The organism is Streptomyces sp. CNB091 (genome assembly GCF_000377965.1).
Genome location: NZ_KB899008.1, coordinates 1 through 12,970, shown reverse-complemented (window position 1 = coordinate 12,970; position 12,970 = coordinate 1). Strand labels below are relative to the sequence as shown.

Sequence of the window (12,970 nt, the reverse complement as noted above, 5' to 3'; positions counted from 1 at the left end):
TCGGCGCCCCCGTGGCGACGGGCTCCATCCGCGGGAAGGATCCTACTGGCGAAGCGGCGGTCCCATGGCGGTAGGGTGTCGCGACGCATGTACGCATCCGCTAACTGATCCGAGAAGACGGTCATTCGGGACGAGCGGTGCGATCCGTGGTCCCGGCGGTGTGATTCCGGCAGAAGCGGACGCGACCCGGCGGAAGCGGCGCAGACAGCAGCAGGACAAGCCAGTAGGGGGAGCAACAGGTGACCATGACGGCCCAAGCGGCAGCCACCGGATCCGGTCGGCAGAGTCACGGGACCCCGTCCGGCAGCGGCACCGGATTCTGCCGGGTCACGGTCGTCGCGCCCGACAGCCGTGTCGACGTGGCCCTGCCCGAGGACATCCCCGTAGCCGATCTGTATCCCGAGATCCTCCGGCTGTCCGGACAGAGCCCCGCTCCCGGCGCACCCGTCGGCTACCACCTGGTGCGCCGCGACGGCACCGTCCTGGACAGCGCCCGTACGCTCGCCGGCCACCGCATTCTCGACGGCGAGCTGCTGTCGATGCGGCCCTTCTCCGAATCGCTGCCCCCCGCCGTCTTCGACGACGTGTCGGACGCCGTCGCCACCGCCGTGGCCAAGGACCGCACGCTCTGGGGCGACGCCCTCATGCGCGGGGCCGGCCTCTTCGGCGGCTCCGTCCTGCTGACACTGCTCGGTTTCGTGCTGTGGACCGCCGATCCGCGCCACGACATGAACGGCCTGCCCGGAATCCTGGCGGGCATCGTCGCCCTGCTCCTGCTCGCCTTCGCCTGTGTGCGTGCGCGGGTGTACGACGACCGTGCCTCGTCCATCGCGCTCGGCACCGGGGCCCTGGTGAACGCGGCGGTGGCCGGTTCCGGTCTGCTGCCCCTGAGCGCCGGGCAGGGCGTCGGACGGCTTCAGTTCCTGCTCGCCTGTGCGGCCGTCCTGGTCGTGGCGGTCATTCTGATGATCGTCGCGCCCGGCGGGGACGGGCCGTTCGTCGCGTTCGTCTTCGCGAGCGCCGTCGGCCTCCTGGTCACCTTCATCGCGATCCTGAGCGACATGAGGCCGATCGAGGCCGCCGCCGTGTGCTCCCCGCTCGCCGTGGGGGCTCTCGCCTTCCTGCCGGGACTCTCCACCCGCTTCGCCCGGCTGCCCATCGGGTTCGAGCCGCCCCGCACCACGGTCGGTGACTACGGGACCTCCGAGCCCGCGTCCACGGGCCCGGTGGACGCCGTACGCCTCGCCGCCCAGGCGCGGCGCGGCCATGAACTGCTCCTCGGCCTGGTCGGCGGCTGCGCCCTGGTCGCCGTGGCCGCCGCAGCGGTGCTGGGATTCTCGAACAACGTCTGGGGTCAGCTGCTCGCCCTGGCCACCGGCGTCGCCATGCTGATGCGCGCCCATCTGTTCCGCTACACGGCCCAGGTCGGCTGCGCGCTCGCCGCGGGCCTCGGCTCCCTCGTCCTGCTGGGCCTGGGGCTGTCCCTCAACCCGCCGGTCGCCCTGGTGCGCGACGCGCTGCGGGGAGACGGCGCCGCACTCGACATCCGTACGGTGTGGCTCGCCGCCGCGGTCGCCGGCGTCGCCGTCCTGATCACCGCCATCGGCCTGATCGTGCCGCGCAAGGGGGTGACCCCGTTCTGGGGACGCTTCCTGGAGATCGCCGAGACGGTCGTCCTGCTGACCCTGCTCCCGCTCTGCCTCGCGGTCTTCGACGTCTACCACTCGATCCGGGCCCTCACCAGCTGATCACCAGAAGGCGTCGAAGGGCGTCGAATGATCACCGAAGGGCACGGGTCGATCAGCGACCGGCGGGCGGTGGTCGTTCAGCGCCGGGCACCGGCTGACCAGCGGTGAGGCATGACCCGAATGGCTGGTACTCTGTCCAGTGGCCGTTTGTGTACGCGTCCTCGGATCATCCTGGGGGCTGCGCTCATCGGACCTTCGCCTCCGAGTCACGGAAGCTCCCCTGAGATCAAGACCAGGGGCACTCGTGGGCGCTTCGAACATCAAGAGGAGTACGCGTGCCGCTCGACGCCGCTACGAAGAAGCAGATCATGTCCGAGTTCGCCCAGAAGGAGGGTGACACCGGATCCCCCGAGGTCCAGGTCGCCATGCTCTCCCGCCGGATCTCGGACCTGACGGAGCACCTCAAGACGCACAAGCACGACCACCACTCCCGTCGTGGTCTGCTGATCCTGGTCGGCCAGCGTCGCCGCCTCCTGCAGTACCTGGCCAAGAAGGACATCCAGCGCTTCCGTGCGCTCGTCGACCGCCTCGGCATCCGCCGTGGCGCGGCCGGCGGCGCCAAGTAAGGACGCTGTGGAAAGGGAGCGGTTCCCGCGTTTGAGGGGACCGCTCCCTTTGCCGTATGTGCACGACCGGTGTCAAGCTCAGTAACCTGGGTGCAGTGACACCCGCTCGCCCGAGAACGCATCAGCGGGAACGCGCGAGCAAAAAATGCAGGACGCAAGAACGCAGGAACGAGGGAGAGGCGCGACGACGCCGCCGCCGGTCCTCGGTAGTGGCCCCCGGGAACATGCCCGGGAGCTTCGATCGAAGACCGGCCCGCATCCACGGTGCGCCTCTCCCGCACCGTCCCCCGCCACACGGGCGTGAGGACGAAAGACGACGAGTATGGAGAAATTACTAGTGGAGAACGAGACCCACTACGCCGAGGCCGTTATCGACAACGGAACCTTCGGCACCCGCACCATCCGCTTCGAGACGGGCCGCCTGGCCAAGCAGGCCGCAGGCTCCGCCGTCGCGTATCTGGACGACGACACCATGGTGCTGTCGGCCACCACCGCTTCCAAGCGGCCCAAGGACAACCTCGACTTCTTCCCCCTCACGGTGGACGTCGAGGAGCGGCAGTACGCGGCCGGCAAGATCCCCGGCTCCTTCTTCCGCCGTGAGGGCCGGCCCTCCGAGGACGCGATCCTCACCTGCCGCCTGATCGACCGGCCGCTGCGCCCCTCCTTCAAGAAGGGCCTGCGCAACGAGATCCAGATCGTCGAGACGATCATGGCGCTCAACCCCGACCACCTGTACGACGTGGTCGCGATCAACGCCGCCTCCTGCTCCACCATCCTGGCGGGCCTGCCCTTCTCCGGCCCGATCGGCGCCACCCGCGTCGCCCTGATCAAGGGCCAGTGGGTCGCGTTCCCGACGCACACCGAGCTCGAGGACGCCGTCTTCGACATGGTCGTCGCCGGTCGCGTCCTGGAGGACGGCGACGTCGCGATCATGATGGTTGAGGCCGAGGCCACCGAGAAGACCATCCAGCTCGTCAAGGACGGCGCCGAGGCTCCCACCGAGGAGATCGTCGCCGCCGGTCTGGACGCCGCGAAGCCCTTCATCAAGGCGCTCTGCAAGGCCCAGTCCGACCTGGCCTCCAAGGCCGCCAAGCCGGTCGGTGAGTTCCCGGTCTTCCTGGACTACCAGGACGACGTCTTCGAGGCGCTCTCCAAGGCCGTCACCTCCGACCTGACGCAGGCGCTCACCATCGCCGGCAAGCAGGACCGCGAGGCCGAGCTGGACCGCGTCAAGGAGATCGCCGCGGAGAAGCTCCTCCCGGCGTTCGAGGGCCGCGAGAAGGAGATCTCCGCCGCGTACCGCTCGCTGACCAAGAAGCTGGTCCGCGAGCGCGTCATCAAGGACAAGGTCCGCATCGACGGCCGTGGCGTCACGGACATCCGTACGCTCGCCGCCGAGGTCGAGGCCATCCCGCGCGTGCACGGCTCGGCGCTGTTCGAGCGTGGCGAGACCCAGATCCTGGGCGTCACCACCCTCAACATGCTCCGGATGGAGCAGCAGCTGGACACCCTCTCCCCGGTGACCCGCAAGCGCTACATGCACAACTACAACTTCCCGCCGTACTCCGTCGGCGAGACCGGCCGCGTGGGCTCGCCCAAGCGCCGCGAGATCGGCCACGGAGCGCTCGCCGAGCGCGCCATCGTGCCGGTCCTCCCCTCGCGCGAGGAGTTCCCCTACGCGATCCGCCAGGTCTCCGAGGCGCTGGGCTCCAACGGCTCGACGTCCATGGGCTCGGTCTGCGCCTCCACCATGTCGCTGCTGAACGCCGGTGTGCCCCTCAAGGCCGCCGTCGCCGGTATCGCCATGGGCCTGATCTCGCAGGAGATCGACGGCAAGACCCACTACGTCGCCCTCACCGACATCCTCGGTGCGGAGGACGCCTTCGGCGACATGGACTTCAAGGTCGCCGGCACGAAGCAGTTCGTGACCGCGCTCCAGCTCGACACCAAGCTCGACGGCATCCCCGCCTCGGTCCTGGCCGCCGCGCTGAAGCAGGCCCGTGACGCGCGTCTGCACATCCTGGACGTCATGAACGAGGCCATCGACGTCCCGGACGAGATGTCCCCGAACGCCCCGCGGATCATCACCGTCAAGATCCCGGTGGACAAGATCGGTGAGGTCATCGGCCCGAAGGGCAAGATGATCAACCAGATCCAGGAGGACACCGGCGCCGACATCACGATCGAGGACGACGGCACCATCTACATCGGTGCCCAGCAGGGTTCGCAGGCCGAGGCCGCCCGCGCCACGATCAACGCGATCGCCAACCCGACCATGCCGGAGGTCGGCGAGCGCTACCTGGGTACGGTCGTCAAGACCACCACCTTCGGTGCGTTCGTCTCGCTCATGCCGGGCAAGGACGGTCTGCTGCACATCTCGCAGATCCGCAAGCTCGCCGGTGGCAAGCGCGTGGAGAACGTCGAGGACGTGCTCGCCGTCGGCGCCAAGGTCCAGGTCGAGATCGCCGAGATCGACTCCCGCGGCAAGCTCTCCCTCATCCCCGTCGTCGAGGGTGAAGAGGACGAGACGAAGGACGACACCGACAAGTGACGTCCCGTAGTTCCGCGACGACGGCCCGCCCCTCTTCGGAGGGGCGGGCCGTCGCCCGTACCCAAACGCTTCTCCAGGGCAAGGACGGCATCGGCACCGTCCGCCGGACCGTCCTCCCCGGCGGTCTGCGGATCGTCACCGAGACCCTGCCCTCCGTCCGGTCCGCCACCTTCGGCATCTGGGCCAACGTCGGTTCCCGCGACGAGACGCCCACCCTGAACGGCGCGACCCACTACCTCGAACACCTCCTCTTCAAGGGCACCGCCAAGCGCACCGCCCTCGACATCTCCTCCGCGATCGACGCGGTCGGCGGCGAGATGAACGCCTTCACGGCGAAGGAGTACACCTGCTACTACGCGCGGGTCCTGGACACCGACCTGCCGCTGGCCATCGACGTCGTCTGCGACATGCTGACCGGCTCGCTGATCGCCCCCGAGGATGTCGACGCCGAGCGCGGCGTCATCCTCGAAGAGATCGCGATGACGGAGGACGACCCGGGCGACTGCGTGCACGACCTGTTCGCGCACACCATGCTCGGCGACACCCCCCTCGGCCGCCCCGTCCTCGGCACCGTCGACACGGTCAACGCGCTGAACCGCGGCCAGATCGCCCGCTTCTACAAGAAGCACTACGACCCCACGCACCTGGTCGTCGCCGCCGCCGGCAACGTCGACCACGCCACGGTCGTACGACAGGTCCGCAAGGCCTTCGAACGCGCCGGGGCCCTCTCCCGTCACGACGCCGCCCCCATGGCGCCCCGCGAGGGCTCCCGCACCCTGCGCACCGCCGGCAAGGTCGAGCTGCTGAACCGCAAGACCGAGCAGGCCCACGTGGTCCTCGGCATGCCCGGCCTCGCCCGCACCGACGAGCGCCGCTGGGCGCTCGGCGTGCTCAACACCGCCCTCGGCGGCGGCATGAGCTCCCGCCTCTTCCAGGAGGTCCGGGAGAAGCGCGGCCTGGCCTACAGCGTGTACTCGTACACCTTGGGCTTCGCCGACTGCGGCCTCTTCGGCGTGTACGCGGGCTGCCGCCCGAACCAGGTCCACGACGTCCTGAAGATCTGCCGCGACGAGCTGGACCGGGTCGCCACGCACGGCCTGGACGACGACGAGGTCGCCCGCGCCATCGGGCAGCTATCCGGTTCCACCGTCCTCGGCCTGGAGGACACCGGCGCGCTGATGAACCGTATCGGCAAGAGCGAGCTGTGCTGGGGCGAGCAGATGTCCGTCGACGACATGCTCACGCGCATCGCGGAGGTCACCCCCGACGACGTACGGGAGGTGGCGGGCGAGCTCCTCACCCGACGCCCCTCGCTCTCGGTCATCGGCCCGCTCAAGGACAAGCAGGCGGACCGCCTCCACGAAGCGGTCTCCTAATCCCCTAAGGAATCAAGATGAGCAAGCTGCGCGTAGCCGTTCTCGGTGCGAAGGGCCGCATCGGCTCAGAGGCCGTCACCGCGATCGAGGCCGCCGACGACCTGGAGCTGGTGGCGGCCCTGGGCCGGGGCGACGAGCTGGAGATCCTCACCGACACCGGCGCCCAGGCAGTCGTCGAGCTCACCACCCCCGCGTCGGTGATGGGCAACCTCGACTTCTGCGTCCGGCACGGCATCCACGCCGTCGTCGGCACCACGGGCTGGACCGACGAACGGCTCGCGCAGCTGACCACCTGGCTGGACGACTCCCCGGGAACGGGCGTCCTGATCGCCCCGAACTTCTCCATCGGCGCCGTCCTCACCATGAAGTTCGCGGAGCAGGCCGCCCGCTACTTCGAGTCCGTCGAGGTCGTCGAACTGCACCACCCGAACAAGGTCGACGCCCCCTCCGGCACCGCCACCCGCACCGCCCAGCTCATCGCGGCGGCCCGCGCCAAGGCGGGCAGCGCACCCCAGCCGGACGCCACCGCCACCGCGCTGGACGGCGCGCGCGGTGCGGACGTCGACGGCGTCCCGGTCCACGCGATCCGGCTCCGCGGCCTGCTGGCCCACCAGGAAGTGCTCCTCGGCGGCGAGGGCGAGACCCTCACCATCCGCCACGACTCCCTCCACCACAGCAGTTTCATGCCGGGCATCCTGCTCGGTGTCCGCCGCGTGGTGACCACTCCGGGCCTCACGTTCGGCCTGGAACACTTCCTCGACCTGAACTGACTGAGCCCCTCATGCGCGCAAAGATCACCTACATCGTCACGGCCGCCGTCCTGGTCTTCTACTTCGTCCTGGTCGGCAGCCGCGGCCTGATGCTCATCCGGCACGGCACGCTGGTCACGGTCACGTTCGGCGTCGCCGTGCTGATCCTGCCGGTGATCGGCGTCTGGTTCCTCTGGAAGAACACCCAGTTCGTCCGCCGCGCCAACGCCCTGGCAGCCGAGCTGGACGCGGAGGGCGGCCTGCCGGTCGACGACCTGGCCCGCACGCCGTCCGGCCGCATCGACCGGGACGCCGCCGACGCGGTCTTCACCAAGCGCCGCGAGGAGACGGAGGACGCCCCGGACGACTGGCGCACCTGGTTCAGGCTGGCGGTCGCCTACCAGGACGCGAGGGACACGCCGAGAGCCCGCAAGGCCATGCAGAGGGCCATCGCCCTGCACCGATCCAGCCCGGCGACCGCCTCCGCCCCGCCCGACGAGCCCGCACCCTCCGGTGCGTCCGACGCCCCCGCACCACCAAGCCCGACCGCACCACCAAGCCCGACCGCACCATCCGGCCCGTCCGGCGCTTGAGGACACCAACCAAGCCCGTCCGGCGATCGAGGACATCCCTCCCCGCGTACGCAGATGAGCCCGGGACCCCACCAGGGGCCCCGGGCTCATCCACGTACAAGCGACGGCTCACACCTGGCGGTACTCGTCCGCCCAGGCCTCCACCGCGTCCGTGGCCCGCTCGAACGCCTCCTCACGCCCGAGGAAGTCCGCGTTGTGGTCCGTGGTCAGCGGCGGCAGCGTCTCACCGCTCTGCCGGACCACGACGAGCGCCTGGCCCTGGACCGTACGGGGAAGACCCATCCACTTCACGGGCTGCTGGACCGTACGAACCGCGGACGTGCCGCTCCAGGCCACCGTGGTGGTCCGGAAGAACGCGACGCGCCGCACTCCGTGACGGCTGACCCAAGCGCCGACCCGCAGCAGTCGCAGGGCGGCGCCGATCAGCGCGCCGGCCAGAGCCAGGCACACGGTGGCGCCCGAAGGCGCTCCGGCCACACCGATGATCATGGCCGCGAGCAGAACGAACGAGGCCAGCAACAACAGGGTGGCCGCCGCCGCGACCCGCCACGGGCCGGGGCGGTAGGGCCGCCGCCAGCTGTCGTGGTCGTCGAACGGCAGTGCGACGTCCTCCGCGCTCGCGTCGAATGCGCGGTCGGCCGTCAGAAAGGGCAGGGGCACGACTCATCCTCACTCACAAGCACGCTCGATTGCTGTGCCCGGTGAGGCTACCGAGAGTGCCACCGGCCCGACCACCCCAGGGGGTCCGTACGAGTCAGCGGCGTACGAGTCAGCGACCCTGTGACGCTTCGGACTGCTTGCCGTGCGCCGGGGACTGCGGGGATTCGAGACCCGGGAGCCCCAGCAGCAGCGAGCCCACGAGGCCGGCGACCACGGTGAGCCCGACGAGGGACCGTCCCAGAAGTTCGGGAACGGTGGCGCGGGCCGAGGGAGGGGGAGTGACATTGCTGCGGAATCGGTCGGACTCGGCGACGAACGAGAACGGGACGGCTTCACGCCGGCGGAACATGAGGAAACTCTCCTTGATCTCAGTGACGGGTGCTGCTAATGAGTCAGACGTACGAGAGACCGGATCGGTGCCCGAATCGCCGTACTTGTTGGGGGAACTCCACGAACGGCTGCCCCGAGGTCGGCGCGTGCACGCGTGCCGACGGCCCGTAAAGTGGTCGCCGCCAGAGCGACGCCATTGGAAGGACCCCTGTCGGTGACCGACACTCCCGAACCCGCAAAGCCCCACTTCCGCAGCGACGTCACCGTCGAGCTGGTGAAGAGCGACGCGCGCGACGCGGACGTGCTGTTCGCCGCCCGGGTCTCCACCGCCGGCGAGCAGTCGCTCGAAGAGGTCACCAAGGACCCCGAGCGCTCCAAGGGGCTCATCAACTACCTCATGCGGGACCGGCACGGCAGCCCGTTCGAGCACAACTCGATGACGTTCTTCGTCAGCGCCCCGATCTTCGTCTTCCGCGAGTTCATGCGGCACCGCGTCGGCTGGTCGTACAACGAGGAATCGGGCCGCTACAGGGAGCTTGACCCGGTCTTCTACGTCCCCGGGACCTCCCGCAAGCTCGTCCAGCAGGGCCGCCCCGGCAAGTACGAGTTCGTCGAGGGCACCGAGGAGCAGTACGACCTGACGACCCGCGCCATGGAGGAGTCCTACCGGGCCTCCTACGCGGCGTACCAGGAGATGCTGGCCGCGGGCGTGGCCCGCGAGGTCGCCCGCGCGGTCCTGCCGGTCGGCCTCTTCTCCACCATGTACGCCACCTGCAACGCGCGCTCCCTGATGCACTTCCTCGGCCTGCGCACCCAGCACGAGCTGGCGAAGGTTCCGTCCTTCCCGCAGCGCGAGATCGAGATGGTCGGCGAGCAGATGGAAGCCCACTGGGAGCAGCTCATGCCGCTCACTCATGCGGCCTTCAACAAAAATGGACGGGTAGCCCCGTAGGCGGTGTCCGTATTGCGGCGTTTCGAGAAGTTCATCTAGGCTGATCAAACGGACCCGGCACTGCTTGAACCCCCGAGCAGGCAGTGCCGGGCTCCTCTTCCCCGTCCCCCCGAGGGGACCCCGCGCGCTGAGCAGCGAGTAGCGTGTTACCCATGGCTCCGATCTCCACTCCGCAGACCCCCTTCGGGCGGGTCCTCACCGCTATGGTCACGCCCTTCACGGCGGACGGCGCTCTCGACCTCGACGGCGCCCAGCGGCTCGCCGCCCACCTGGTGGACGCAGGCAATGACGGCCTGATCGTCAACGGCACCACCGGTGAGTCCCCGACCACCAGTGACACGGAGAAGGACCAGCTCGTACGGGCGGTGCTCGAAGCGGTCGGCGACCGAGCGCATGTCGTCGCCGGCATCGGCACCAACGACACCCGGCACAGCGTCGAGCTCGCCCGGACGGCCGAGCGCACCGGCGCCCACGGGCTGCTCGCCGTGACGCCGTACTACAACAAGCCGCCGCAGGAGGGCCTGCTCCGGCACTTCACGGCCATCGCCGACTCCACCGGCCTGCCCGTGATGTTGTACGACATCCCCGGCCGCAGCGGAGTGCCGATCGACACGGAGACCCTCGTCCGGCTGGCCGACCACCCGCGGATCGTCGCGAACAAGGACGCCAAGGGCGACCTGGGCCGCGCCAGCTGGGCCATCGCCGAATCGGGACTCGCCTGGTACTCCGGCGACGACATGCTCAACCTGCCGCTCCTCTCGGTCGGCGCGGTCGGCTTCGTCTCCGTGGTCGGCCACATGGTCACCCCCGAGCTCCGGGCCCTGATCGACGCGTACGTGAGCGGCGACGTCCAGAAGGCCACCGAGATCCACCAGAAGCTGCTCCCGGTCTTCACCGGGATGTTCCGCACCCAGGGCGTCATCACCACGAAGGCCGCCCTGACCCTCCAGGGACTCCCGGCCGGACCGCTGCGCCTGCCGCTGGTGGAACTCAGCGCCCAGGAGACGGCGCAGCTCAAGATCGATCTCGCCGCCGGCGGGGTACAGCTCTGAGCACCGACTTCTTTGAACACGGACTTCACAACTGAACACGCGAGGCGACTCGCATCGAGCACCACCCCAAGACAGCAGCAAGTGCACGAATGACATGCGCGCCACGTGCCTCAGCGGTACGTGGCGTGCGTGGTAAGGAGAGTCTTTTGAGTCATCCGCATCCTGAACTCGGTACCCCGCCGAAGCTCCCGAAGGGCGCCCTGCGGGTCACCCCGCTCGGCGGCCTGGGCGAGATCGGCCGCAACATGACGGTCTTCGAGTACGGCGGCCGCCTACTCATCGTCGACTGCGGCGTCCTCTTCCCCGAGGAGGAGCAGCCCGGCATCGACCTGATCCTTCCGGACTTCACCACGATCCGGGACCGCCTGGACGACGTCGAGGGCATCGTCCTCACGCACGGCCACGAGGACCACATCGGTGGTGTCCCGTACCTGCTGCGCCTGAAGCCGGACATCCCCCTCATCGGCTCGAAGCTGACCCTCGCGCTCATCGAGGCGAAGCTCCAGGAGCACCGGATCCGCCCGTACACCCTTGAGGTCACCGAGGGCCAGCGCGAGCGCATCGGCGTCTTCGACTGCGAGTTCATCGCGGTCAACCACTCCATCCCGGACGCTCTCGCCGTCGCCATCCGCACCCCTGCGGGCATGGCCGTGGCCACCGGTGACTTCAAGATGGACCAGCTTCCGCTGGACGGCCGTCTCACCGACCTCCACGCGTTCGCCCGGCTGAGCGAGGAAGGCATCGACCTCCTCCTCTCCGACTCCACGAACGCCGAGGTTCCCGGCTTCGTGCCGCCGGAGCGGGACATCTCCAACGTCCTGCGCACGGTCTTCGCGAACGCCCAGAAGCGCATCATCGTGGCGAGCTTCGCCAGCCATGTGCACCGCATCCAGCAGATCCTGGACGCCGCACACGAGTATGGCCGCAGGGTCGCCTTCGTCGGCCGGTCGATGGTCCGCAACATGGGCATCGCCCGCGACCTGGGCTATCTGAAGGTTCCCGCCGGACTGGTCGTCGACGTCAAGACCCTCGACGACCTCCCGGACGACGAGGTCGTGCTGGTCTGCACGGGTTCGCAGGGCGAGCCGATGGCCGCCCTCTCCCGGATGGCCAACCGCGACCACCAGATCCGGATCGTCCCGGGCGACACGGTGATCCTCGCGTCGTCCCTGATCCCGGGCAACGAGAACGCGGTCTACCGCGTGATCAACGGCCTGACCCGCTGGGGCGCCAACGTCGTCCACAAGGGCAACGCCAAGGTCCACGTCTCGGGCCACGCCTCGGCCGGCGAGCTGCTGTACTTCTACAACATCTGCAAGCCGAAGAACCTGATGCCGGTCCACGGCGAATGGCGCCACCTGCGCGCCAACGCCGAACTGGGCGCCCTTACCGGCGTGCCGAAGGACCACATCGTCATTGCCGAGGACGGCGTGGTCGTCGACCTCATCGACGGCAAGGCGAAGATCGTCGGCAAGGTCCAGGCCGGGTACGTCTACGTCGACGGCCTCTCCGTCGGAGACGTCACCGAGACCTCCCTCAAGGACCGCCGCATCCTCGGCGACGAGGGCATCATCTCGGTGTTCATCGTGGTCGACAGCTCCTCCGGCAAGATCGTGGGCGGTCCCCACATCCAGGCCCGGGGCTCCGGTATCGACGACGGCGCCTTCGTGGCCGTCACGCCGAAGATCCAGGAAGCCCTGGACAAGTCGGCGCAGGACGGCGTGATGGAGCCCCACCAGCTCCAGCAGATGGTCCGCCGGGTCGTCGGCAAGTGGGTGTCCGACACCTACCGCCGGCGCCCGATGATCCTTCCGGTCGTCGTCGAGGTCTGATCCCTCACGACCGCCTGACCTGGAGCGGGGCCCCCGATTTGCATCGGGGAGCCCCGCTCCAGTACGTTTACGTCTCCGCCTGAACGGGAAGCACCGCGCGCACTCGTGCGCCTGGGAAGCCCCGGACGGGGCGGGAATTCCGACTCAGAATCTCTGATAAAGTCGGATCCGCCGAAAGGTAAGGCCACTCCGCAGGCCATCAGAAATCGAATTCGAACCGGAAACGGAACGGAAAAGAGTCTGGTAAAGTCGGACTCGCTGGAAAGGGAGAACGCGAAAGCGGAGGACCTGGAAAGCGAGATGTGAGACCCGCTTCGACCGGGAATCGGACAAGAAAGAGTCTGATAGAGTCGGAAACGCAAGACAGCAAGACAAAGAAGTAAACGAAGGGAAGCGCCCGGAGGGCCCCGGTGAAACGGGACCGAAGGAAGCGTCCGTTCCTTGAGAACTCAACAGCGTGCCAAAAGTCAACGCCAGATATGTTGATACCCCGGCCTGCTTCGGCAGGTTGGTGGTTCCTTTGAAAGTCCTACGGGTTCACTTCGGTGACCGGTAGGCAAT

Annotated in this window: 11 protein-coding genes; 9 read left to right on the top strand and 2 right to left on the bottom strand. The window is 68.7% G+C overall.

What is annotated here, in order from left to right; genetic code table 11:
- Nucleotides 1-245: 245 nt before the first annotated feature.
- The 6 genes from eccD (at nucleotide 246) to D581_RS0128970 (ending at nucleotide 7,583) form a co-directional block, all read left to right on the top strand.
- Entirely contained in the window at nucleotides 246-1,748 is a 1,503-nt protein-coding gene (gene eccD, locus D581_RS0128995; protein ID WP_032753250.1) for a type VII secretion integral membrane protein EccD, read from the top strand.
- A gap of 275 nt (nucleotides 1,749-2,023) precedes the next feature.
- Complete coding sequence (gene rpsO, locus D581_RS0128990; protein WP_003965855.1) at nucleotides 2,024-2,314, top strand: 30S ribosomal protein S15; 291 nt, start codon at nucleotides 2,024-2,026, stop codon at nucleotides 2,312-2,314.
- A gap of 337 nt (nucleotides 2,315-2,651) precedes the next feature.
- Nucleotides 2,652-4,865 (top strand): polyribonucleotide nucleotidyltransferase, encoded by a 2,214-nt coding sequence (locus tag D581_RS0128985; protein ID WP_018960646.1) that lies wholly within the window; start codon nucleotides 2,652-2,654, stop codon nucleotides 4,863-4,865.
- The gene (locus D581_RS0128980; protein WP_018960645.1) at nucleotides 4,862-6,241 is read left to right on the top strand and encodes a M16 family metallopeptidase; all 1,380 of its coding nucleotides are present in this window, start codon (nucleotides 4,862-4,864) and stop codon (nucleotides 6,239-6,241) included. The genes D581_RS0128985 and D581_RS0128980 overlap by 4 nt, the downstream gene beginning before the upstream one ends.
- 17 nt (nucleotides 6,242-6,258) lie before the next feature.
- Complete coding sequence (gene dapB / locus D581_RS0128975) at nucleotides 6,259-7,011, top strand: 4-hydroxy-tetrahydrodipicolinate reductase (RefSeq protein WP_018960644.1); 753 nt, start codon at nucleotides 6,259-6,261, stop codon at nucleotides 7,009-7,011.
- Between the two features lie 11 nt (nucleotides 7,012-7,022).
- Nucleotides 7,023-7,583: a tetratricopeptide repeat protein gene (locus tag D581_RS0128970; RefSeq protein WP_018960643.1), complete on the top strand. Its 561-nt coding sequence runs from the start codon at nucleotides 7,023-7,025 to the stop codon at nucleotides 7,581-7,583.
- 108 nt (nucleotides 7,584-7,691) lie between these two features.
- On the opposite strand, the gene D581_RS0128965 is transcribed toward D581_RS0128970, so the two are convergent.
- On the bottom strand, nucleotides 7,692-8,243 hold the full coding sequence (locus tag D581_RS0128965; RefSeq protein WP_018960642.1) for a hypothetical protein: 552 nt from the start codon (nucleotides 8,241-8,243) through the stop codon (nucleotides 7,692-7,694).
- 109 nt (nucleotides 8,244-8,352) lie between these two features.
- Nucleotides 8,353-8,592 (bottom strand): hypothetical protein, encoded by a 240-nt coding sequence (locus D581_RS0128960; protein ID WP_018960641.1) that lies wholly within the window; start codon nucleotides 8,590-8,592, stop codon nucleotides 8,353-8,355.
- Nucleotides 8,593-8,787: 195 nt separating this feature from the next.
- Between D581_RS0128960 and thyX the strand changes: the two genes are divergently transcribed.
- From thyX to D581_RS0128945, 3 genes are all read left to right on the top strand, one after another.
- On the top strand, nucleotides 8,788-9,525 hold the full coding sequence (gene thyX / locus D581_RS0128955) for an FAD-dependent thymidylate synthase (protein WP_018960640.1): 738 nt from the start codon (nucleotides 8,788-8,790) through the stop codon (nucleotides 9,523-9,525).
- A gap of 152 nt (nucleotides 9,526-9,677) precedes the next feature.
- The gene (gene dapA, locus D581_RS0128950; protein ID WP_018960639.1) at nucleotides 9,678-10,577 is read left to right on the top strand and encodes a 4-hydroxy-tetrahydrodipicolinate synthase; all 900 of its coding nucleotides are present in this window, start codon (nucleotides 9,678-9,680) and stop codon (nucleotides 10,575-10,577) included.
- Between the two features lie 146 nt (nucleotides 10,578-10,723).
- Complete coding sequence (locus D581_RS0128945; protein ID WP_018960638.1) at nucleotides 10,724-12,409, top strand: ribonuclease J; 1,686 nt, start codon at nucleotides 10,724-10,726, stop codon at nucleotides 12,407-12,409.
- Nucleotides 12,410-12,970: the final 561 nt, after the last annotated feature.

Coding starts and splice junctions, on each gene's coding strand:
- dapB (WP_018960644.1), top strand. CDS start 6,259: ATGAGCAAGCTGCGCGTAGCCGTTCTCGGTGCGAAGGGCCGCATCGGC.
- eccD (WP_032753250.1), top strand. CDS start 246: ATGACGGCCCAAGCGGCAGCCACCGGATCCGGTCGGCAGAGTCACGGG.
- D581_RS0128960 (WP_018960641.1), bottom strand. CDS start 8,592: ATGTTCCGCCGGCGTGAAGCCGTCCCGTTCTCGTTCGTCGCCGAGTCC.
- D581_RS0128970 (WP_018960643.1), top strand. CDS start 7,023: ATGCGCGCAAAGATCACCTACATCGTCACGGCCGCCGTCCTGGTCTTC.
- dapA (WP_018960639.1), top strand. CDS start 9,678: ATGGCTCCGATCTCCACTCCGCAGACCCCCTTCGGGCGGGTCCTCACC.